The organism is Actinoalloteichus fjordicus (assembly GCF_001941625.1).
GTDB classification, from domain to species: domain Bacteria; phylum Actinomycetota; class Actinomycetes; order Mycobacteriales; family Pseudonocardiaceae; genus Actinoalloteichus_A; species Actinoalloteichus_A fjordicus.
Map to the genome: position 1 here is coordinate 3230904 of NZ_CP016076.1, position 22426 is coordinate 3253329.

A 22426-nucleotide genomic window follows, 5' to 3' on the forward strand; every position below is an offset into this window, starting at 1 on the left:
TCCACCACCGTGCATCTCCGTCGAGCCGATCCCCCGCACAGCGGCAGCGGATCACCGACACACTCGAAAGGCGACCCATGTCCGACGTCTACACGCTGGTGGCGTTCGGCACCGCGATTCTCGTTCTGGTGCTGTTGATCGCCCGCTTCAAGGTCCATCCGGTGCCGACGCTGTTCATCATCGTCACGGCGCTGGGTCTGGCGCTGGGCATGGGCGGGCTCGGCACCATCGAGATCATCACCGAGGGCTTCGGCTCGACGCTGGCCAGCGTCGGCCTGCTGGTGATCTTCGGCTGTGTGCTCGGCAAGATGCTCGAACTCGGCGGCGCCGCGCTGCGCATCACCGAGGAGGCCGAGCGGCTGCTCCCCGGTAAGAAGCTGCCCTGGGGCATCGCGCTGGCCTCGATGGTCATCGGAATCCCGTTGATCGCAGATACCGTCGTTCTCATGCTCATCCCGATCGTCTCGGTGATGGCGCACAGAACCGGCATCTCGATGATGAAGCTCGGCCCGATCCTCTACATCGGCGCCTACGTTTTCACCTCCACGATGCCGCCCGGTCCCGGCCCGCTCGCCGCGACCTCGCTGCTCGGCGTCGAGATCGGCCAGGCGTTGCTGTGGGGCTTCGTCGTCGGCTTCCCCGGCATCCTCGTCGCCACCTTCTACCTGCTGCGCACGAAGACCCACGTGGACCCCAAGCCGGAGTATGTCGACGATCTGGACCTCGGCGCCGCGGGATCGGGCGGCTCCGGCGGGGGCGTCGACACGAAGCCGAAGACCAGCCTGACGCTGTCGCTGATCCCCGTCCTGTTCCCGATCTCGATCATCATTTTGGCGTCGTTCCTGGTGCCGGTGCTGGGCGAGGAGTCGACCGGCGGGCAGGTCCTCGGCTTCCTGGGCGAGCCCGTCGTCGCGCTGTTCCTGGGCTGTATCTCCGCGCTGCCGCTGTTCGGCCGTCGCTGGCACAGCAAGGAGGTGCTCTCCGACGTCTTCGAGCAGGGCCTCAAGCTCGCGGCCATGCCGATCGCGGTGACCGGCGTCGGCGGGGCGCTGGCCCAGATCATCCGGGCCACCGGCGTCGCCGAGAGCATCGCGGGCGGGATCGAGACGGTGGGGATCTCGCCGATCTTCGTGCCGTTCCTCGTCGCGGCGGCGGTCTGCACGATCACCGGCTCCAACATTCTCGGCGTCATGACGGCGGCGGCGATCATGCAGCCGCTGATCGAGAGCCTCGGCCTGTCGCCGTTGGCGGTCTACCTGGCCTGCGCCACCGGGGCGCAGATCATGAAGCACGCCAATTCCTCCGGATTCTGGGTCACCACCACGCTGTCGAACATGACGGTGGGACAGGGCATCAAGTCGATCGGTGTCGCCTCGCTGCTCTCGGGGATCACCGGATTCATCGTGCTGAACGTCCTGCTGGCTCTGGGAGCGGTCTGACGGTCCCTGTACCGTCAGGCACGCGAGGGAGGTCTCGATCATGGCCGAGGAGACGCCGTTGATCCCGGATCAGCGACGTGAACTGCTGCTCAAGCACCTGCGGGGTCAGATGGTGCTCAGCGTGCATCAGCTCACCGAGATCCTCGGGGTGTCGCACATGACGGTGCGTCGCGACATCGCCGCCCTGGAACGGGAAGGTCGGGCGTTCTCGGTTCCGGGCGGCGTGCGGATCGCCAGTCAGGTCCGTCAGGAGCCGAGCTTCGTCGACAAGTCGATGACCGAGCGACCGCAGAAGCTCGCCATGGCCCGCGAGGCCGCTCGGCTCCTGCGGGACGACGCCACGGTCTACCTGGACGCGGGGACGACCATGCTCGCGATGGTGCCCCACGTCCTAGAGCACACGGGGATGACGGTGGTGACCAACGACTTCTCCGTGGTTGACGCGCTGGTGGGCTGCACGGAGGTCGAGCTGATCCACGTCGGCGGGCGGATCGAGCATGCCAACCGGTCCAGCGTGGGCCGGCTGGCCGCCAGGACGCTCGAACAGCTCTCGTTGGACCTGGCGTTCATCTCCACGAGTTCCTGGGATCTTCAGCGGGGCGTCACGACGCCCTCGTCCGCGAAGGTGGAGGTCAAGCGCGCTGCGATGGCGGCGGCCTCTGGCTCCGTGCTGGTGGCGGGCAGCCCGAAGTACGGCACCTACGGCATGTATCGGATCGCCGGTCTGCGGGACTTCGACGCGATCATCACCGACGACGGCCTGGCCGAGGCCGCGGCCGAGGGCATCCGGGACCTGGGCATCGAACTGGCGCTGACGGCACCGGGCGGCGAGTGAGTCCCCGCGCGGGCGGCCGGTGTGCAGTCCGGCCGCCCGCGCGTCGACGCCGCTCAGATCCGGGTCGGCTCCGCACTCCGCAGCGCGCCGTGCTCACGCAGCTCGGGGTGCCGCGAGCGACGGGCTCCGCCGGAGTGCCGAGCCCGGCCCCCGACCCCGTTCTTGGCGATGAGGACCGAGGCCTGGGCGGACCAGCCCAGCGCGGAGTACAGCCGTTCGCCGTCGGGACTGGCCACGAGCAGGCCGGTCGTGGCGCCGCGCGCCGCGGCCTCCCGGCTCAGCGTCGTCATCACGGTCGACGCCAGGCCGCGTCGCCGATGGGCAGGCCGGGTCTCGACGGCGTGCGCCACGGCGTCGCGGCCGGTCAACGCCATGAGTCCCCGCGCGGCCGTCGCCCGTGACGGGTGGCGCACCGTCGCCTCGAGCACCGAGCCCGTGCCTGCGACGGTGCTCGTGTACGGCTCGGGGGCGGGGTGATCGTCGGGAGTCTCGTCGAGTCGCACCGTCATGAACGTCTCGTTGCCCGCGTCCATCGCCAGCCCGGCAGCGGCCAGGACGGCCGCGACGGCCTCGGGGTGCCGGGTGGGCACGGTGAGCCAGTCCCAGTGCGGAGAGTCGGCCGTCTCCTCGGCGAGCGCGCGGACGGAGTCGAGGTCCTCGTCGGCGTGCAGCGCGATGATCTCGGTGTGCCGGTCGGTCTCGCCGTGCCGGACGTGCAGTCCGCCGCGTGCCTCCTCGGCGGGCGGCAGCTCCCGCGCGATGCCCCAGCCGATCTGCCAGCGGCGGATCAGTTCGGACAGGACGGGTGTCGGTGCGTACATGTCGTACAGACAAACACGGCGGTCCGACACGGCGACGTCGTGCCGGAAGTCTGGTCCGTCCCGTGGCAGGGCCCCGTGGTGGCGGCCCCGGCCGTTCGGCAGGGCGGTCGGCTCCTGCTGCGGAGTCGACGGCCCTGCGGTGCGGCAGCCTCTCGGCGAGTCGGCCCTGCGGTGCGGTCGGCTCTGCGATGAGTCGGCACCGAGCCGAGCCTCGCCTCAGGACGCGGGCCTGCGGAACACGGTCATCAGGCTGCTGATGCTGTCCGAGCCGTGCCCGGCCGCCACGCCGCGCCGGACGAGGTCGAGCACGGCGGCGGGCAGTGTCGGGTCGACGCCTGCCGCCCGGGTGGTGTGTACGACGTGATCGAGGCTGGCCTCGGCCATGCTCAGCCGGTCGACGTCGCCTCGGTGATCGCCCGCGTCGATCCGCTCGCCGTAGAACTCCAGGAAGTACGGCATCCCGGCCAGCGCAGGCGCGGCGTAGGGCAGCAGGTACCGCGCGCTGATGTCGTGCGGGGCGGCGACGGCGAGCATGTGCACGTAGCCGACCAGCGTCGTCCAGAACAGGTCGATCGTCAGCTGGTAGTACAGCGCGGCCAGACCGGGATCGGCTCCCCGGAAGTCCACCGAGGTCAGCACCTCCAGCGTCGAGCGGTGGGCGTCGAGGACCTCCTCGGGACCGCTGTAGAAGGTGGCGGCGCCGGGCGTCGCGACCTGCGGCGGCGGAACCTGGACGCCCCCGGTGAGGTGTCGGGCGCCTCGGGCGGTCACCCAGGCCGCGCCCTCGCGAGTCCGCTCCGGGGTGTCCGAGCTGAGGTTGACGATCACCCGGCCCGCCAGCGCGGCGCCCGCCTGTTCGAGGATCGGGTACATCGCCGCGTAGTCGGTGAGGCTGAGGATCACGAGTTCGTTCGCGGCCACGGCCTCGGCGGGCGTCGCGGCGAGGACGGCGCCCTCGGTGACCAGCGCCGCCGCCTTGCTCGCCGTGCGATTCCACACCGTCACGGGATGGTCTGCCCTGCGGAGGGCCGAGGCCATCGCCTGCCCCATTGGGCCCAGTCCGATGACGGTCACTGCCTGCCTGCTCACGGGTCCTCCTGTCGTCGATGCGCTCGTCGGCCGCCGCGACCGGGGACGGGCCCGCTGGCGCAGACTAAAACGAGCGTTCGATTCGGTAACCTCTTCGCGTGACCCATACCGAGTCGAAGCAGGTCAGGCTGCCGGAGTCCCTCGGCACCCGTGATCGGATCGTCCAGGTGACCGCGCGGCTCCTTCAACGCCAGGGCTACGAGGGCACCCCGATCAAGCAGATCGCGCAGGCCGCCGGGGCCACGCTGGGCTCCGTCTATCACTTCTTCCCCGGCGGGAAGCAGGAGCTTGCCGCCGAGGCGATCGGACACGGCGACCAGGAGTTCGCCGACCTGCTGCGCGAAGGACTCGCCACGGCGAGTGACCCGGCGGACGCGCTGATCGCGGTCACCCGGCTGCTCGCCGAGGGACTGCGCGAGTCGGACTGGACCGACGGCTGCCCGGTCACCGCCACCGCCTTGGAGACCCTCGGGCGGGCCCCGGACATCCAGCGCGCCTGCGACCGGGCCCTGCGCAACTGGCAGGACATCGTGGCCGACCGGCTGATCGCCGACGGCCTCGACGAACCCGACGCACGCGAGCTGGCCTGCACGGTGATCAACGCGCTGGAGGGCGCTGAGGTGACCGCCCAGGTGCGTCGTGAGGAGGAGCCGCTGCTCGTCGCGGGCCGCCACCTGGCCCGGCTGGTCCGGTCTTATCGATAGCGAGGTCGGCGCCGACGGCCGGGTGTCGGCTGTCCAGGGCGGCCTGCGCGCCGCTCGGCTCGCGGCCGGTCGCGGGCTGCGCTCGCCGGAGAGTCGGCCTCGGGCGGTCCCGCCGGGCCTGCGCACCTGCTGGTCGAGGCGGTCGAGATCGCGGCCGGGGATCGGTGCGCTACGCAGCCGCGTGTGCGGGCGGACCGGTCGCGCGGCGGAGGGCGCGACCGGTCCGCCGCGCCACGGGCCCGGGATCGCGCCTGCCGCCTGCGATGCGTTGCGGCGGGGGCTAGGCCGGGCCGGGCTCGGCCGTCATCGCGGCGGTGACGGCGGCGAGCGCGTCGAGCTGCTCGGGGTTCAGCCGGTCGAAGATCATGCGCCGCACCTCGCGGACGTGACCGGGGGCGGCGGCGGCCAGGGCGGCGAAACCCTGCTCGGTCAGGCTCGCCAGCACGATACGGCGGTTGTCCTGGTCACGGTGTCGGGACACCCAGCCGCGCGCCCCGAGTCGGTTCACGGCGTGCGAGAGCCTGCTGGGCGAGGAGCCGACCTTCCCGGCCAGATTCGTCATCGACGTGCGCCGACCCTCGCATTCCGAGAGCGCGACCAGGATCTGGTAGTAGGCGTGCGGCATGCCCGCATCGCGCCGGAGCTGCTGATCGAGCGCCTCACGCAGGGCCTGCTGCGCGTGGAGATAGGACCGCCAGACGTCCTGCTCCCGCGGGCTGAGCCACCTTCCCGCTTCGGTCATCACCCCAGCTTACAAAGCTTCGTTGAAGTCTCAATCGAGTCCGGCTAGGGTGTTTATTGAAGCTTCAATAGAGTGATCGCTCTGAACACTCGAACTCGGCTCCGCAGGCACCCTCGTCCCGGCCGGGTCGGTTGATCAGCGCGCCAGAGGGCCTCCGCCCGCCGCCTACGCGGGCACCGTCGCGAGGAAGGACCGACCCGATGAACTCGATCTTCGACCCCGAGGTGCCCGCAGGGGCCTTCGACGAGTTCCTTCTCGGCGCGCTTCCCGCCGCCAGGACCCACCGCGCCTGGACTCCCGAGGATGGCCCGCTGCCCGCCCTCTACCTCAGCCACGGCGCGCCCCCGCTCTTCGACGACGCGCCGTGGATGCGGCAGCTGCTCGCCTGGTCGCTCGCGCTGCCCAAGCCGCGAAGCATCCTGATCGTCAGCGCGCACTGGGAGGCGGCGCCGCTGAGCCTGTCCGCCTCGGCCGCCCACACGCCGCTGGTCTACGACTTCGGCGGCTTCGCCCGTCGGTACTACGAGATGACCTATCCGACGCCGGACGCAGGCCAACTGGCCCGGCGGGTCGCCGCCGCGATGCCCGACACGGAGCCGGTGCACCGCCACCGCAGTCGGGGCCTGGACCACGGGGCCTGGGTACCGCTCAAGGTGATGTACCCGCTGGGCGACGTGCCGGTGCTCCAGCTCAGCATCCCCACGCACGATCCGGACCGACTGCTCGACATCGGGCGGCGACTGCGTGCCCTGCGTGCCGAGGGCGTGCTGGTGATCGGGTCCGGCTTCATGACGCACGGGCTGCCCCACCTGACCAGGGAGATCATCACGCAGGGCGTGATCCCCGGCTGGTCGACCGACTTCGACGCCTGGGCCGCCGACGCGCTGGCCAGGGGAGACGTCGAGACCCTGGCCGCCTACCGCTCGGCCGCGCCCGGCATGCCCTTCGCCCACCCGACCGTCGATCACTACATCCCGCTGTTCGTGACGCTCGGCGCGGCCGACGATCCCGGCAGACCGGTGACCACCACCATCGACGGCTACATGATGGGGCTCTCCAAGCGGTCCTTCCAGGTCGCCTGAATCGGGCCGCCGTCCGGACGCGCCGTCCGCCCGAGCCGTCGGAGAGGACGACGTCGATCGCCGTCTCGGTGGCTACAGTCGCCCGAAGCGCCGTTCTCCCGCTGCGCCGCAGGACGGGCGGCAGGCCCCGATCGACGGACGCCGAACCGACCGTGACCGGCGGGCGACGGCCGGAGCGGGCGACGGCGCCCGCCGACTCGGCACCGGTCCTGCGGACCGAACGGCTCGTACTCAACCGCACCCTCGCCGAGGAATGGGCCTACGCCCAGGTCTTCACCAACTCCCAACACCGCGCCGACGCCCTAGCCCAGTTCCTCCACCACTACAACCACCACCGAGCACACACCGCACTCGCCGGCCAACCACCCATCACCCGCATCAACAACCTCACAGGGCACTACACCTAGGCGGCCCGACTCCGCCGCACCCGTCGGTCGCCGAACCGGCTCCGGCCTGCGAGGCCGGTTCGGCGACCGTGGTGCGTTCCGCCGTCCCGCCTCGCCGACCCAGGAGACGGGAACGACCACGGGCTAGCGGAAGATCACGTCGCTGCACCCGTAGAACGTCTGATCGAAATGGCTGGCCTGCCAGATCATGTAGACGATGTGCCTGCCGGAGCGGCCGGGGGCGTTCACCTCGATGTCCACCGAGACGCCGCCGAGGGAGGGTTCCCCGCTGGGCCGTCCGTCGCCGGGGGCGATCCGGCCGGTCTGGCCCGCCAGTTCGAGATCGCCCCACCCGAGTTCGTCGGTGAGCGGGTCGAAGCCCTGTCTCGTCACATAGATCCGGTAATAGTCGGCGCCGTGCAGCGCCTGGTCGTGGACGGTCGCGGTGAACCGGGTGCTCCGCTCGACGGCCGCCCAGGGGCCGGGCTCGTCGAGTGCGGCGTATCGGGTGCCGCCGGTGTTGCCCGCGCTGCACAGGGTGCCGTCGGGGATGGCGCCCTGATGGTCGCCGCCGACCCCTTCTCGATAAAGGCCGTTCCAGTTCCACATGGCGTTCGTGTCGGTCTGCCAGGCCTGGTAACACATGGGGTCCTGGGTGGCCATCGCCGGATTCTGGAAGTCGTGCCCCCAGCGTTGCCAACAGCCGTAGTTTCGGGACGGCGGATCGATCGTCGAGCCGTGTCCGAAGGCGGAACCCGCCCACAACGTCGACAGGAACAGCACCACGACACCCGCGACGGCCAGCATCTTCATGGCCGCCGATCGCGGCAGCAGAGTTTGGGTGGACATGTCATCCCCACATCGTCGGAGGAATTGTCCCGGCCCAGCCTAGAGCGATTACCTGGTTTCGGAATGCGCCGTCCGGACCAAATCATCGGCAATTCTCCAACATCGAAGTGAATTCGCGAACCGGGGATTATCGTGGCCGAACGAATGAATGTGGGGGAATGCCCCAGATCGACGACGGGGCGGCGTGAATTCGACCACGGCGGCATCGAATGCGCTGCCGCGACGGATCGCCGAACGTGGTGTCCTCGGCCCGGGGGTGTGGTCCTGACGCTGCGACGACGCGTCGACGGGGCAAGATCATCCGACTTGACCTTGAGTCCTGTTGAGGTTGCAGGCTCGTCTCGGCGGTGTCACTCCGATCAAGGGAATCAGATGCGCGCAGTGTGGTTGCGAGAGTGGGGCGGGCCGGAGGTCCTGGTGGCGGGGCAGGCGCCCGACCCGGTGGCCGGACCGGGGCAGGTCGTGATCGCGGTGGCCTTCGCCAACATCACCTTCGTGGAGACCCAGTTCCGGTCCGGCGGCGGGCCGGTTCGGGCTGACCCGCCTGCGCTGCCGATGATTCCGGGCAACGGCGTCGGCGGGGTCGTCGCCTCGGTGGGCCCGGACGTCGATTCCGGTCTGATCGGCAGGCGGGTGATCGCCAGTGCGGGCGGCCGGGGCGGCTACGCCGAGCAGGTGGCCGTCGATGCGGCAGCCCTGTTCGAGGTGCCCGACGCGGTGGCGTTGGACGAGGCGGTGGCGCTGCTCGCCGACGGTCGCACCGCGAGCTGGCTGGTCGACGCGGTCGCGGTGCAACCGGGCGAGCGCGTGCTGGTCGAGGCGGCGGCAGGCGGCGTCGGCACGCTGCTCGTCCAGCTCGCGAGCGCTGCGGGCGCGCGGGTGGTGGCGGCGGCAGGCGGCCCCGCCAAGGTCGAGGTGGCGTCCCGACTCGGGGCGGAGACGGCCGTCGACTATCTCGCCTCGGACTGGGTCGAGCAGGTCCGGGCGGCGGCGGGCGGCCTGGACGTCGTCTTCGACGGTGTCGGCGGCGACCTCGGCCGGGCTGCGTTCGAGCTGCTCGGCGACGGCGGGCGGATGCTCAGCTACGGATTCGCCAGCGGCGAATGGGCGGGGATCTCCGAGGAGGCGGCCGCCGAGCGGGGCGTGCGGCTGGTCAAGGGCGTCGCGAGTCCCGAGGCGATGCGGCACTTCACCGAGCAGGCCCTCGCGGCGGCCGAGGCGGGCAGGCTGCGCCCGGTGATCGGGCAGCGGTTCGCGCTTGCCGACGCCGCCGCCGCTCACGCGGCGATCGAGTCGCGGGCGACGGTGGGCAAGACCCTGTTGGAGGTCCGACGATGACCCCGGTGCAGGTGGGCGTGTTCCTGCCGTCGCCCGTCGACGGCGAGACGGCGCCCGCCGTCGTGGTCGACCACGCCCGCCACGCCGAGGAACTCGGGCTGGAGTCGGTGTGGACGGGGGATCACCTGATCCCGGCGAGCCCGAAGTACGACAGCACGTTGCTGCTCGCCGCCGTCGCCGCGACGACGGAGCGCGTCAAGATCGGCATCGGCGTGTTGATCCTGTCGCTGCGGCCGGTCGCCTGGGCCGCCAAGTAGATCGCGACCCTGCAGTATCTCTCCGGTGATCGTCTGCTGCTGGGCGTCGGCATCGGCGGTTCCCTGCACGGCGACGCCGCGTGGCGGGCCGTCGGCAGGCCCTACCGAGAACGCGGCAGGCAGACCGACGCGGCGTTGGCGGTGCTGCCGGACCTGGTGGCGGGCCGGGCGACGACGGTGGACGGCGAACCGGTGACCCTCGCACCGGGCGCGACGATGCCGCCGGTGCTGATCGCCGGGAGCGCGAAGACCTTGCGACGGGTCGTGCGGCACGGCCAGGAGTGGTATCCGGCCTTCACCACCCGGCCGAGGTCGCCGAGGGGGTGCGACGGCTGCCCGCGCTGGCCGAGGAGGAGGGCAGGCCCACGCCTCGGGTCACCGTCGGGTTGAGCATCGGCCTCGGCGACGTGCCTGCCTCGATGATCGACGTGCAGGTGCGGTCGCTCACCGAGTACGGCATCAGCGCCGAGGCCGCCCGACGCTCGCTGGTCACCGGTCATCCCGCCGAGTTCGCCAAGCGACTCGGCGAGCTGGCGGATGCCGGGGTGAGTCGGGTGATCGGGATGCCCTTCACCGAGGATCGGATGCGGCAGACTGAGCTGTTGGCCGAGTCGGCGCGACTGCTGGGCGACTGACGGCGCGGCCGGTTCGTCACCGCAAGCGTCGACCTGCTCTCGTCGCAGGGCGATCCGGACCCCGACGTCCGTCAGCGCAGGCGGGGTCCGCCGAGCCGGGCGGCGGCGCTGGGCGAGGTCGCGGTCAGAGCGTCACCGGCAGTGCGGTCAGCCGGAGGGAGCCCGGTGCCATCGGCCGCTCCAGTCTCGTCGGCTCGACGGCGAGGGCGAGCCCGGGGAAACGCCTGGCCAGCGCCGCGAAGGCGACCTCGCCCTCCTGCCGGGCGAGCGCGGCCCCGAGGCAGTAGTGCAGCCCGTGCGCGAAGGCCAGGTGGGTCTCGCGTCGACCGCTCTCCGGTGTCCTGGTGATGTCGAGCCGGTCGGCCTCGGGGAACATCCTGGGATCGTGATTGGCCCCGACCAGCATGGGCATCACCGCCTCGCCCCGGCGCACCACGACGCCGCCGACCTCCAGATCCTCGCTCGCGTACCGCATGCGCGCCGCCAGCGCCGGACCGCACCAGCGCAGCAGCTCGTGCACCGCGCGTGACGTGATCTCCGGGTCCCGGCGCAGGAGTGCGTACTGCTCGGGATGGGTGAGCAGGGCGGCCGTGCCGTTGCCGATCAGATGAGCGGTCGTCTCGTGCCCCGCGATGACGAGTGTGAGGATCAACGAGACCATCTCCACGTCGTCGAGACGATCGCCGTCGACCGCCTGGGCGTGGATCAACCCCGAGATCAGGTCGTCGGCGGGGGCAGCGCGTCGCTGCTCGATCAGCTCCCGAGTCCAGGCGATCATCTCGCGCAGTGCCTCGCCGAACTCGGGCCCGCTGCCCGTCACGAGGACCTCGCTCCAGCGGCGCCAGCGGTACCGGTCCGCCTCGGGGATGCCGACCAGCTCGCAGATCACGATGATCGGCAGCGGGTAGGCGAAGTCGGCGAGCAGGTCCACGACGCCGTCGTCGGCGGCCCTCGCCGTCTCGACGAGCCGGTCGAGCAGGCGCTCGGTGATCTCCACCACGCGAGGGCGCAGCGCGGCGACGCGGCGGACGGTGAAGGCGCGGGAGACGAGGGTCCGCAGGCGTGCGTGGTCGGCCCCGTCGGTGTCGGTGAGCCCCGCGCGCAGGTACGGCATGCATTCCGGCGGAACCCCGCGAGCCTGCAGCTGCAGCTCCATCGGGTCGGGTCCGCCTGCGGCCCGCTGCGGGGCGGCCATGACGAAGCGCGGATCGTTCAGGACTAGCCGGACGTCCGCGTAACGGGTGGCAAGGTGCATCGGGCCGAGGCCGGGCACGTTCGCCCAGGCCGACGGCGCCTGCTCGCGGATTCGGGAGTAGCCGCTCACCGGATCGCGCAACAGGTCGGGATCGAGGATGTCGACAGTGTCGCGGCCCGTGGTGTCCGGATCGATGACGGTCATGACTGACGCTCCCTGTTCGGCGGGATCGAGCTGTTTGAGATGATTAGAACATATGGCGTCAACATCTGGAATCGGGGCGACGGGCGGTTCGGACTCGCTCGGGACGATTCCGGACTCGCCGAGTTCGAGTCGGCTGCGTCTGCGGGGTCCGCGCGAAGATCGGTGTTCGCGGGCGCACGTTCCGGCCTCGGCTGGCTGATCAGGGACCGGCGCCCGGCGCGCTGCTGATCTACCGAGTCCCGTCCGTTCGGCTTGGGGAGGGCAGGCGTCGGACGGCACGCCAGGTCAGTCCGAAGTGTCCTTCGGGCATGTCGATCACCTTCCGGTAACATCGGGACGCTCGAAACAGCACTATCCCTGGACAAGCAGGGTGGCACCGGCCCTTCGGGACCGGTGAGGATCGCAACCGCCGACAGCACGGCCAGGCGCCCGCCCTGATCGGCCAGTGGCACCGGCCCTTCGGGACCGGTGAGGATCGCAACCAGCGCCGAGGCCCGCTCCGCCACGACCGTGGATTCGGTCACGGTGTTGCGCCAGAAGGTCACGGCCGCCAGGTGTCGCCGGGTTCGACGACCTCGGCCGGGGGCCGAGGTCATCGGGGCGCTCTCCCCCTGCGTGACGTCGATCTCCGGCATCGGCTGCCCGTGCCCGTCGAGCCCCCGCAGCGCCGGGTAGCCCTCGACCTCGATCGGGTCGCAGACCGCGTATCGCGGCTCGTCGCACCGCAGCGGTGGCCTGGAGCGTCGTCGTCACCGAGTGACCCCCCTGCGTCGCCGTCAACGTCGTCGCCGGTCGGGGCGCTCGACCTTCGGGGTCGGGACGCCAGGCACGCCGTCGACAGGAGGCCTGCTCGGCGACCCGCCGTCGGAGCCGGTCCCCGTCGGCGGGTGAGTCGAGTCTCATGGGCTCGGTGTCGGTTCCGTGGTTAAGGTTCGAGGTGCTGATCGGTGACAGTGCTGTGCGGATCGCCTGCCGAGCCCCTCGAACCCTGAAACCGATCCGTGGAGGAACGCTGTCATGACGCCGTCCGTCGACGCCGAGGCGAGATCGAGCCGCGATCGTCGGGATGTCACCAAGGCCCTGGCCGCGCTGGCGCTGGGCGGCTTCGGCATCGGGGTCACCGAGTTCGCGACGATGGGCCTGTTGCCGCAGATGGCGGAGTCCTTCGGCGTCTCGATCCCGGCGACCGGCAATGCCATCACCTTCTACGCACTCGGTGTCGTGGTGGGTGCGCCGCTGATCGTGAGTCTGGCCGCCCGACTGCCGCGTAAGGGCCTGTTGATGGGGCTGATGGTCGCGCTCGCCGTGGGCAACGTGCTGTCCGCCGTGGCGCCGAGCGCCTCGCTGCTCGTGGCCGCCCGGTTCGTCGCCGGGCTGCCGCACGGGGCGTTCTTCGGGGTCGCCGCCGTGGTGGCGGCCGCGCTCGTCCCGCCTGGTCGGCGGGGTCGCGCGGTCGCCAGGATCATGATCGGACTGACCATCGCCAATCTTGCGGGGGTCCCGGTCGCGACGGCGGTGGGGCAGCAGGTCGGCTGGCGCAGCGCCTACTGGGCGGTGGCGGTGATCGCGGTGGTCACCGCGCTGGCGGTGCACCGGTACGTGCCGAGGATCGCGGCGACGCATGGGGCGAGCATCGTCGGCGAGCTGCGGGCCTTCGGCAGGCTTCAGGTGTGGTTCGCGCTGGTCACCGGGATGATCGGCTTCGGTGGCATGTTCGCCGTGTACTCCTACATCTCGCCGACCACCACCGAGGTCACCGGCCTTCCCGAGGCTGCGGTGCCGTGGATGCTGGCGGTGTTCGGTCTAGGGCAGACCGTGGGGGCCCTCATCGGCGGGCGGTTCGTGGACCGGTCGGTGCTGGGATCGGTGATCGGCTCGCTGATCGCGTCGTCGTCGGTGCTGGCGCTGTTCGGGCTGACGGCAACCCTGCCGGTGCTCGCCGTCGTCTCGGTGTTCCTGATCGGGTTCACGTCGCAGGTGCTGGCCGGTGCGCTTCAGGTGCATCTGATGGACGCCTCGCCGGACGCGCCGTCGCTGGCCTCGGCGTCGAACCACTCGGCGCTCAACATCGCCAACGCCGCCGGGGCGTGGCTCGGCGGCCTGGCCATCACGGCCGGGTGGGGCTACGCGTCCACGACGTGGGTCGGGGTCGCGTTGAGCCTGACCGGCCTGGCCGTGGCTCTGCTGTCCGTCGTGGTCGCCCGCGCGAGTCGCAGTCGGGTGCTCGCCCCGGCCGGTGCTCCTCGGACGCGGGGCTGAGTCCTCGGTCCTCGGCACGCCTGCCGTTGCCGGTAGTCGGCGCGAAGTGCGCACGGTCCCGACTTGCTGCGCGGGTGTTCTCCACCCGATGCGGGGTCGGCCCGCACGGCTCGGCGCGGGCCCGGCGTCAGTCGATGTCGATCAGATCGTCGTCGGCGGGCGGCCACTCGCCGCCCCAGCGGACGTCACGGGCGGCCCGATAACGGGTGCCCTGTCGCCTGGAGACCGTGACATCGGCGATCTTTCCGTCGTCCGAGCAGAGTCGGAGCGCCACCTGCCCCTTCGGCTTCTGCGGATGACGCAGGACTCGGCCTGCGGCGCGTCGCCAGTCGTGCGGTGAGGCGACCACGTAGGAGAACTTCTCGTCTTCGAAGCTCAGGGCGCCGTCCTTGAGATAGCGGTGGGTGGCGCTGCGCGGGAGCCGTGTCGAGAAGTGGCACCAGTCCCGGCCTCGGGGGATGGGGCAGACGTCTTCGTGGGGGCAGGGCGCCACCAGCCGTAGGCCGAGGTCACGCAGCAGGTCCCGCGCGGCGACGATCCGTTCGTAGCCTGCGGGCGTGCCGGGTTCGATGATCACCAGCATGCCGGTGCTGCGGGACAGCCAGCGCACGGTCTCGGCTCTGCGACGTTCCGGCAGTTCACCCAGCACGTAGGACAGGGTGACGAGGTCGGCGGCCGGCGAGTCGGCGGTGGTGTCGATGGCGGCGCGCGTCCACGAGGACTGACGGACCGGCGCGGCCGAGGCGGCCTCGACGAGGCGTCGGCCGAGGGCGACCGCCGGGGCGGACTGCTCCAGGACGGTGATGTCAGTGAGCGAGGACCAGGCGTCGGCCGCAGCCCACACGTCGGCTCCCGTGCCGCCGCCGACGTCGATCTGAGTACGCGGCCAGAATCCGGGGGCGACCGTGATGACCTGGTCGAACACCGAGCGAACTGCCGCATAGGTGGCGGGCATCCGGTAGCAGGCGTACGCGGCGACGTCCACATCGGAGTTCAGGATCGGCTGTGCGGGCGGGGCGCCCTCCCGGTAATGCTGGATGAGTCGGTCTACCGACCGCGCCAGGGTCTGGCGGGGGAAGCGTGTCAGCGCACCGTCGAGCGCGGACATCAGATCGTGGGGGAGTGCCGACATGGGAGACCATTCTGCCGAGCGAGCCGGGGCCTCCTCGGCGCCGGCCCCGCGTTGTGGTCGAGCGGGAGAGCAGGCGCACCCTCGGATCACCCCTGGCGTGGGCGACCGGCGGTGGCAGGCCGACGCGGCCCGGCGTTTCGCGGCCTTCTTGTGCTGCTCGGCCTGCGGGGCGGATCGGACCGTAGCGCCTCGAGTGTGTGTCGCAGGTCCACGACCGTCCGTGTGACGGGCGTCGGTGCATGCAGGGCGGGTCCGTATGGCGTAGGTCTCACATCGGACGGCGGCCGGGTGTGCGGTCGTGCATCTGTCGCGGTGACCGACCGTTGACCTCGCCGTAATCGGAACGTGGTTGCCTGATCACCTGGTGCTGTCTTTCCTGGTGGAAGGGACGGATGATGACGACCATCTACGAAGAGATCGGCGGTCACGAGGCACTGATCACCGTCGTCGACGACTTCTACGTGCGTGTGCTGGCCGATCCCCAGCTCGCCCCCTTCTTCACCGGTGTGCGGCTGGCCCGGCTCAAGGGCCGTCAGGTGGAGTTCTTCGCCGCCGCGCTCGGCGGCCCGGGGCCCTACACGGGGGCGTCGATGAAGTCCGTGCATCGCGGTCGTGGGATCGAGCAGGCGCATTTCGACCGCGTCGCGGGACATCTCGCCGACTCACTGGCCGACGCAGGCGTGCCCGCGGCGACCATCGGGCGGATCATCGCCGCGATAGCGCCGTTGTCGAGCGACATCGTGAGCTCGGCGGCCTGACGGCGAACGAATCTGCGGTGCCGCGGCGGGCCCGGTGGCGCCTGCGGCCCCGGCGGTCGGCCGTCTCGGACCGCCGAGGTCTGCCGACACCATGTCGGGCCTTCGGCGTCCCGTGCCTGAGCCGCAGACACTCGAGTCGTCGGCCTCAGCCGCAGGCCGCGCGTGCCGGGTCGGCGCGACCTTGACGTCCGCGTCTCGGCCGTCGTCTGCGCCGGTCACGGTGCCCGGCGGGGCGCGCACGGCGGGCTTACGCTCGGCGGATGGTGCTGCATTCGGGCCGCCGCCAGGGGCCGACCCCCCAGGGAGCAGGCAATCCGTTCTACGGCCTGGCCGACCCCGCGCCGGGCTCGGAGATCACGCTGCCCCATCAGCGGCTGGGGGCGGGGCCCGTCCCACCCGACGCCGTGCTTCAGCTCGTGCGCGACGAGTTGGAACTCGACGGCAGTGCCCGACTCAATCTCGCGACCTTCGTGACCACCTGGATGGAGCCGCAGGCCCGCGAGCTGATGAACGACTGCGTGGCCAAGAACATGATCGACAAGGACGAGTATCCGCAGACCGCCGAGCTGGAGCGTCGCTGCGTGAACATCCTCGCCGACCTGTGGCACGCGCCCGAACCCGCCGATGTCATCGGCTGCTCGACCACCGGCTCCTCCGAGGCCTGCATGCTCGCGGGCATGGCGTTCAAGCGTCGGTGGCGCGGACCGGGCAGGCCCAACCTCGTGATGGGCGCGAACGTGCAGATTTGTTGGGAGAAGTTCTGCCAGTACTGGGAGGTGGAGCCCCGGCTCGTGCCGATGGCGGGGGACCGGTTCCACCTCAGCGCCGACGAGGCCGTCGCGCGGTGCGACGAGAACACCATCGGCGTCGTCGCGATCCTGGGCTCCACCTTCGACGGCAGTTACGAGCCCGTCGCCGAGATCACCGCCGCGCTCGACGGACTTCAGCGGCGCACCGGTCTCGACATCCCGGTGCACGTGGACGGCGCCTCCGGCGCCATGATCGCCCCGTTCCTCGATCCCGGACTGACCTGGGACTTCCGCCTGCCGAGAGTGGCGTCGATCAACACCTCCGGCCACAAGTACGGGCTGGTCTATCCCGGTGTGGGCTGGGTGTTGTGGCGGCATCGGGACCGGCTGCCTGCCGAACTGGTGTTCAAGGTCAACTATCTCGGCGGAGAGATGCCGACCTTCGCGCTCAATTTCTCCCGGCCCGGCGCCGAGGTGGTGGCGCAGTACTACACCTTCGCCCGGCTGGGCAGGGAGGGCTTCCGCGCGGTGCAACAGGCCGCCAGGGACGTGGCCACTCGACTGGCGGACCAGATCGCGGAGCTCGGGCCTTTCCGGCTGCTCACCAGGGGCGACGAACTGCCGGTGTTCGCCTTCACCACGAATGAGCGCGCCGCAGGCTTCACCGTCTTCGATGTCTCGCGTCGGCTGCGAGAACGCGGCTGGCAGGTCCCCGCCTACACCTTCCCGGCCGATCGGGAGGACCTGGCGGTCCTGCGGATCGTCTGCCGCAACGGCTTCACCCAGGACCTCGGCGACCTGTTCGTCGAGGAACTGCGTCGAGTACTCGCCGATCTCGACTCCTCGCCCGGTTGCGGGCATGCCACGGAGACCGCCTTCCACCACTGAGCCTGCGGCCGGTCGGCGGCGATGGCGGACGGCTGAGAGGCGGCGGGGACTCGGACGACCGAACGGGCCGGTGTCTGCCGTTCGGCCCGGCTGTCCTCTCGCTCTTGTCTGTCCGCCGCCGAGGCGCGACGGCCAAATCTGCACGGACCGTCCTCGGCGGAGGCTGACCGATTCGGCGCCTGCCGAGGCCCGCCGCGGCCTTGACGTGACCCGGTGCCGGCCGGATCTTCGGGGGCCGACCGGGACGAGCGATGCCGTCTGCCGGGGAGGCCCGCCTCCGCATCACCCGGCGTCGGGCGCGCCTCGGCATGACGGCCCATGCCACTACGCGGCGCGGAACGCTCCGTGGCCCGACGCGGAGCCGGGACGGACAGGCAATGGGAGCGCAGCCTGCTCGGCGTACCGGGCGATTCGTACTCGGAGTAACCGGACAGCTCGGCTGGGGGACACCCGGCTCAGGTAGACGGCCGTCACAGGCCTACGGTGGCATGACGTGACTGTCGCATGAACGGCGTGATCGAAGGCTTCTTCGTCATCGGAGCCGTCATCCTGGTGGGCTATCTGGTGGGGCGGACCGGCGTACTCGGCCCGTCGGCCACGCAGGTGCTCTCCCGAACGTCGTTCTTCGTCGCGACGCCCGCTCTGCTGTTCGTCACCCTCGCCCGCGCCGACGTCGGCGCCGTGCTCTCCTCTGCCCTGCTCGTCACCGGCGTGACCAGCTCCCTGGCCTGCCTGCTCTACGTGCCGGTCGGCATGCTGCGTCGGCGGCCGGGCGGCGAGACCGCCATCGGTTCCATGGCCGCCGGTTACGTCAACGCAGGTAATCTCGGCCTGCCGATCGCCGCCTACGCCCTCGGCGACGCGGCCGAGATGGCGCCGATCCTGCTGTTCCAGCTCGGCGTGCTCACTCCGGTCTTCACCACGGTCCTCGACATCCTCTCGGAGCGGGCCAACGGCACTCGCCCGGCCCTGCTGCGCACGGTGACCGCCCCGCTGCGAAACCCGATCGCGGTCGCCACCGCCGCAGGCCTGATTGTCTCGGCGACCGGCTTCATCCCGCCGGAACCGGTGATGGCGCCGATCGAGTTGCTGGCGAACCTCGCCGTGCCGGGGATGCTGCTGGCGTTCGGCATCTCCCTGCGCGGAGCGGCCCTGCCCGGCCGGTCGAAGGAGATCGTTCCGTCGCTCGTGGCCGTCGTGGTGATCAAGAACCTCGTTCATCCGCTGCTCGCGCTGCTCCTCGGGCTGCTGTTGGGCCTGGAAGGCCACGCGCTGCTGGCCGTCGTGGTGTGCGCAGCGCTGCCCTCGGCGCAGAACGTGTTCGGGTATGCCGTGCGCTTCGATCAGGGCGTCGCGCTGGCACGGGAGTCCGCGCTGACCACCACGATCCTGAGCCTGCCGGTGCTGTTCCTGGTGGTCGCGCTGCTCGCCTGACCTCCGGGCGCCGGCGTGGCGCGGCAGGCAGTCCGGGGCGGCGACGCGGCTCCTCGGCTGATCGGGCCGTCGCCGACCCGCGAGTTCCGCTGCGGTCAGGCGCCGCCTGCCGGGCACGGGGCGGCGCGAGGCGTCGCGGCCTGCGCCGACGGATCGGTCCGGTCGGCCGACTTCCCGGCCTCGCGGCCCGCGCACGTGCATCTTGAGCAGATCACGATCATGCCGACTCCCCAGGGCGTGAGCCGGGGCCGAGGTGTGGATCGATCCCGGCGTCGGCCTGCGGTCCGCGCCTCGGCGGCGACCCTGCGTCTCAGTGCCGAGCTGCCTGGTGCCGACCCGAGACAGGGTCTCGATGCCTGCGGCGGCGGGACACACCGCCGCGATCCGCCGACCCCTCAGCTCCGTCGGCGATTCGACAGCATATCGAATTCGATTCGATATTCCGAACGGTTAAATGACTGCTCGTCTCGCGCGGGTCGGCGAGGTCGGCAGCCGATCGGCATCGCTTAGCTGGTGAAGGAGGGTCGCCGAGGGTTGACGGATGTTCACGCTCCCACTACCGTCTGGGGAAACGCTTTCCGTCGAACTGAATTCGACATTTCGAACACCTGGGAGGCAATGATGCCTCGGCTGTTCCCGGACGCCTCGAACGAGGCGACCCCCGAAACGGCCCCCGGTACGCCGGAACGCCGCGCGCCCGGTGCAGGCTGCCTGCGTCCGGTCCGGCGGGCGGATGCCCGTCGGGGAGCGACGAGCACCGACCCGCGTCGAGGCAGTGCCCGCCGCGGTTCAGCCGGCATCACGGCAGCGAGGTCGGCCCCCCGACGCACCGACACCCCGCCGCCCCGGCAGCGTGACGCAGCGGGCACCACCCCACTCCATCACCGCGACCGATACCGGTAGACGACGACGCCGACCGAGCGGTCCCAGCTGGACGTCACGGCGGCGGGAGGGAACTGCGATGTCCGGTTCACCAGCGACGCCCCGCACGACGACCCGACGGGGAGCCGCCGTCGCGGTGGCGGCCGTGCTCGCCACGGGAACGGGCGTGCTCGCCCCGACCGCCCCCGCCGACACCCCGAGCCGCGAGCCCTATGCGGGCTACGTCTTCGTGTACTTCACCGGCGAGGGGACCGCCGACGGGGAACAGGTCTACTTCGCGGCCAGCCGAGGCGACGACCCGTTGGCCTTCGACGAGCTGGGCGGCGGGCGGCCCGTGCTGACCTCGGACCTCGGCGACCGGGGAGTACGTGATCCCTTCCTCATCCGCTCGCCCGAGGGCGACCGGTTCTTCCTGATCGCGACGGATCTGCGGATCCACGGCAACGGCGACTGGGACGGCGCGCAGCGACACGGCAGCCGCTCGATCATGATCTGGGAGTCCGAGGACCTGGTGACCTGGTCCGATCAGCGGATGGCGACGGTCTCGCCGCCGACGGCGGGCAACACCTGGGCACCCGAGGCGTTCTGGGACGCCGACCGCGAGGTCTACGTCGTCTTCTGGGCCTCCACGCTCTACGCGGCCGACGACCCGGACCACGTCGGCGACAGCCACCACCGGATGCTGTACGCCACGACGCGGGACTTCGTCGAGTTCAGCGAGCCTGCGGTGTGGGTGGACCCTGGCCACTCGGTGATCGACTCCACGCTCATCGAACACCAGGGCGCCTACTACCGCTTCACCAAGGACGAACGCGACGCGAGCGCGTCCAACCCCTGCGGCAAGTACATCGTCGCCGAACGCGCCGAGGATCTCCTCGACCCGTCATGGGACCTCGTCGCCGAATGCATCGGCCGGCCGACCGAGGACGGCCCCGGCATCGAACGGGGCGAAGGACCCACGGTGTTCAAGTCGAACACCGTGGACAAGTGGTACCTCTTCATCGACGAGTTCGGCGGCCGAGGCTACGTGCCGTTCGAGACGACCGACCTCGCCGAGGGCCGATGGACGATGTCGCGTGACTACGACCTGCCTGCCTCGCCCCGACACGGCACGGTCCTGCCGGTCACCCAGGCCGAGCACGACCGGCTGACCGAGGCCTTCGCCGCGCAGGCCCCCCGGTGACACCACACATGGCGGTCCGCTGCGGGCGGGCCGGTTCGGCGAACCCGCCCCGCCGCCGCCTCGATTCGATCGGTACCCGGCCGGATGCCCGGCCTGCCGGGTCCTTCACGACAGTTCCCCGCCCGGCCCACCGCCCCGTCGCGGGCCGTCGGCGGGCTCGACACGCGAAGGAGACCCCATGACCAGTCCGACGGCATCACGCTGGCTGCGCCTGTTGGTCGGCGCCGCCATGGTCGCGACGGCGGCCCTCACCGGCGCGGCCGAGGTGCTCGCGCCGCCGCAGGCCTCGGCCACCGCTGACGACGCCCGGCCCGCTGCCGCCCCCGCCGACACGGGCGCGAACATCCCCACCCAATGCGGCGGCGGTACGTTCCACGCCGAGGCGTACCTGAACGGCAGCACCTGGACCGCCCGCCGGGGCACCTCGACCGTCTACACCGGCAACGACATGCGAGCCGCCGTGCAGGCGGCGATCGGCAGCCTCTCCTCGGGACGCACCACCAAGGAGCGGGTCGTCGTGTGGAGTTCCGGCTCGATCAGCGCCGGAACCCGAATCTCACTGCCCAGCTACACGGTGCTCGACGTCTGCGGCACCATCAACGTCACCGGATCGGGCTCGGGCGACCAGGCCCCCGTCTACGCCAGGGGCGCCACCGACATCGAGGTGCAGAACCTCAGCGTCACCGGCTCCCCGCTGTACGGCATCTTCATGCGCAACGTCACCAACGTCCACCTCGGACAGATCGACATGCGGCTGTCCGGCGGCCTCGGCATCCGCATCGACAACCGAGGGGACACCAGCGTCCGCAGCAGGAACATCCGGATCGACAACGTCTTCGTCTCCGGGGCCAGCGCGCACGGCGTCGAGACCTACGGCGTCGACGGGCTGACCATCGGCACCGTGACGGCCCGCAACACCGGCGAGTCCGGACTGCTGCTCAACGACACCATCAACGCCACCGTGACCAGAGTGGACGGTCAGGGCACCGGGGCGGGCACCGGGTACGCGGCCTTCCGCATGGCCAACCGCAACGGTCGCGTCGGCAGCAGCTACCCCACCAACATCCGCGTCGGCGAGGTCATCGCGCGGGGCGGCGGCCGGGGGATCTTCTGTGTCTCGGAGAGCGGCGGAGCGGTCATCGACCGGGTGGACATCGCCAACACCGGCAACAACGCCATCCTGATCGAGAACTGCCACAACGTGACCATCGCCGCCCAGAGCGGCACCGTCACCGGCCCCGGGGACATCCGGCTCGCGGCGCGGACCGAGTTCGCCCCGAATTCCAACATCACCATCCAGAATCTGACCGTGACCAACTCCGCCGTCACGGAGAATCCGTGCAACGGCAGCAACATCACCTTCCGCAACATCACCCGGGTCAACAGCGGCTACAACGTGTGTTGAGGCCGTGATCCGCTCAGCCTCGCCTGGTCGGGCGCGGAGCCTCGGCTCGGCGCCCGACCGACCCGGTGTCGCGGAACCGGCTGACGCCTGCGCACCAGTCCGGGCGACCTCGAGGGGTGCGTGGCCGCGCTCCACCGCTCGGCGGGCTCATACAGGCCGA

General features: G+C 71.0%; 19 protein-coding genes and 1 pseudogene. 14 read left to right on the forward strand and 6 right to left on the reverse strand.

The window, feature by feature from the left end; translation table 11 throughout:
• Positions 1 to 77 precede the first annotated feature (77 nt).
• Both UA74_RS14345 and UA74_RS14350 read left to right on the forward strand, forming a co-directional pair.
• On the forward strand, positions 78 to 1439 hold the full coding sequence (locus UA74_RS14345) for a GntP family permease (protein ID WP_075740676.1): 1362 nt from the start codon (positions 78 to 80) through the stop codon (positions 1437 to 1439).
• A 40-nt stretch (positions 1440 to 1479) separates the two neighbouring features.
• Complete coding sequence (locus UA74_RS14350; RefSeq protein WP_075740677.1) at positions 1480 to 2274, forward strand: DeoR/GlpR family DNA-binding transcription regulator; 795 nt, start codon at positions 1480 to 1482, stop codon at positions 2272 to 2274.
• Between the two features lie 53 nt (positions 2275 to 2327).
• On the opposite strand, the gene UA74_RS14355 is transcribed toward UA74_RS14350, so the two are convergent.
• Entirely contained in the window at positions 2328 to 3095 is a 768-nt protein-coding gene (locus UA74_RS14355; protein WP_075740678.1) for a GNAT family N-acetyltransferase, read from the reverse strand.
• Positions 3096 to 3311: 216 nt separating this feature from the next.
• The gene (locus tag UA74_RS14360) at positions 3312 to 4184 is read right to left on the reverse strand and encodes an NAD(P)-dependent oxidoreductase (protein ID WP_075740679.1); all 873 of its coding nucleotides are present in this window, start codon (positions 4182 to 4184) and stop codon (positions 3312 to 3314) included.
• A gap of 98 nt (positions 4185 to 4282) precedes the next feature.
• On the opposite strand from UA74_RS14360, the gene UA74_RS14365 reads away from it, so the two are divergent.
• A complete protein-coding gene (locus UA74_RS14365; protein WP_198043027.1) occupies positions 4283 to 4888 on the forward strand; it encodes a TetR/AcrR family transcriptional regulator in 606 nt (201 codons plus the stop codon).
• A gap of 280 nt (positions 4889 to 5168) precedes the next feature.
• Here UA74_RS14365 and UA74_RS14370 read toward each other — a convergent pair whose 3' ends face one another.
• Positions 5169 to 5630: a MarR family winged helix-turn-helix transcriptional regulator gene (locus UA74_RS14370; RefSeq protein ID WP_075764537.1), complete on the reverse strand. Its 462-nt coding sequence runs from the start codon at positions 5628 to 5630 to the stop codon at positions 5169 to 5171.
• A 200-nt stretch (positions 5631 to 5830) separates the two neighbouring features.
• Between UA74_RS14370 and UA74_RS14375 the strand changes: the two genes are divergently transcribed.
• Both UA74_RS14375 and UA74_RS34265 read left to right on the forward strand, forming a co-directional pair.
• Positions 5831 to 6712 carry a dioxygenase family protein gene (locus UA74_RS14375; RefSeq protein WP_075740681.1) on the forward strand — a complete coding sequence of 294 codons (882 nt, stop codon included), beginning with the start codon at positions 5831 to 5833 and terminating at the stop codon, positions 6710 to 6712.
• A 68-nt stretch (positions 6713 to 6780) separates the two neighbouring features.
• A complete protein-coding gene (locus tag UA74_RS34265; protein ID WP_198043028.1) occupies positions 6781 to 7119 on the forward strand; it encodes an integrase core domain-containing protein in 339 nt (112 codons plus the stop codon).
• A 123-nt stretch (positions 7120 to 7242) separates the two neighbouring features.
• On the opposite strand, the gene UA74_RS14385 is transcribed toward UA74_RS34265, so the two are convergent.
• Complete coding sequence (locus tag UA74_RS14385; RefSeq protein WP_083683206.1) at positions 7243 to 7947, reverse strand: lytic polysaccharide monooxygenase auxiliary activity family 9 protein; 705 nt, start codon at positions 7945 to 7947, stop codon at positions 7243 to 7245.
• Positions 7948 to 8319: 372 nt separating this feature from the next.
• Here UA74_RS14385 and UA74_RS14390 point away from each other — a divergent pair, with 372 nt between their 5' ends.
• From UA74_RS14390 to UA74_RS33540, 3 genes and pseudogenes are all read left to right on the forward strand, one after another.
• Positions 8320 to 9285, forward strand: coding sequence for a zinc-binding dehydrogenase (locus UA74_RS14390; RefSeq protein WP_075740682.1), 966 nt, complete (start codon positions 8320 to 8322; stop codon positions 9283 to 9285).
• Positions 9282 to 9932: pseudogene (locus UA74_RS14395) on the forward strand (LLM class flavin-dependent oxidoreductase). Before UA74_RS14390 ends, UA74_RS14395 begins: the two are co-directional and overlap by 4 nt.
• Complete coding sequence (locus tag UA74_RS33540; protein ID WP_232237759.1) at positions 9866 to 10177, forward strand: hypothetical protein; 312 nt, start codon at positions 9866 to 9868, stop codon at positions 10175 to 10177. Before UA74_RS14395 ends, UA74_RS33540 begins: the two are co-directional and overlap by 67 nt.
• A 124-nt stretch (positions 10178 to 10301) precedes the next feature.
• Here the strand turns inward: UA74_RS33540 and UA74_RS14400 are convergent, their stop codons facing one another.
• Positions 10302 to 11576: a cytochrome P450 family protein gene (locus UA74_RS14400; RefSeq protein ID WP_075740683.1), complete on the reverse strand. Its 1275-nt coding sequence runs from the start codon at positions 11574 to 11576 to the stop codon at positions 10302 to 10304.
• Between the two features lie 1017 nt (positions 11577 to 12593).
• Between UA74_RS14400 and UA74_RS14405 the strand changes: the two genes are divergently transcribed.
• Positions 12594 to 13835: an MFS transporter gene (locus tag UA74_RS14405; RefSeq protein WP_075764539.1), complete on the forward strand. Its 1242-nt coding sequence runs from the start codon at positions 12594 to 12596 to the stop codon at positions 13833 to 13835.
• 127 nt (positions 13836 to 13962) lie between these two features.
• On the opposite strand, the gene UA74_RS14410 is transcribed toward UA74_RS14405, so the two are convergent.
• Positions 13963 to 14967, reverse strand: coding sequence for a small ribosomal subunit Rsm22 family protein (locus UA74_RS14410; RefSeq protein ID WP_075764541.1), 1005 nt, complete (start codon positions 14965 to 14967; stop codon positions 13963 to 13965).
• Positions 14968 to 15359: 392 nt separating this feature from the next.
• Here UA74_RS14410 and UA74_RS14415 point away from each other — a divergent pair, with 392 nt between their 5' ends.
• From UA74_RS14415 to UA74_RS14435, 5 genes are all read left to right on the forward strand, one after another.
• Positions 15360 to 15725, forward strand: coding sequence for a group I truncated hemoglobin (locus UA74_RS14415; protein WP_318533303.1), 366 nt, complete (start codon positions 15360 to 15362; stop codon positions 15723 to 15725).
• Positions 15726 to 15985: 260 nt separating this feature from the next.
• On the forward strand, positions 15986 to 17362 hold the full coding sequence (locus tag UA74_RS14420; protein WP_075764543.1) for a glutamate decarboxylase: 1377 nt from the start codon (positions 15986 to 15988) through the stop codon (positions 17360 to 17362).
• 504 nt (positions 17363 to 17866) lie between these two features.
• Positions 17867 to 18796, forward strand: coding sequence for an AEC family transporter (locus UA74_RS14425; RefSeq protein WP_075740772.1), 930 nt, complete (start codon positions 17867 to 17869; stop codon positions 18794 to 18796).
• A 961-nt stretch (positions 18797 to 19757) separates the two neighbouring features.
• The gene (locus UA74_RS14430) at positions 19758 to 20861 is read left to right on the forward strand and encodes a glycoside hydrolase family 43 protein (RefSeq protein WP_075740774.1); all 1104 of its coding nucleotides are present in this window, start codon (positions 19758 to 19760) and stop codon (positions 20859 to 20861) included.
• A gap of 178 nt (positions 20862 to 21039) precedes the next feature.
• A complete protein-coding gene (locus tag UA74_RS14435) occupies positions 21040 to 22266 on the forward strand; it encodes a right-handed parallel beta-helix repeat-containing protein (RefSeq protein WP_075740775.1) in 1227 nt (408 codons plus the stop codon).
• Positions 22267 to 22426 lie beyond the last annotated feature (160 nt).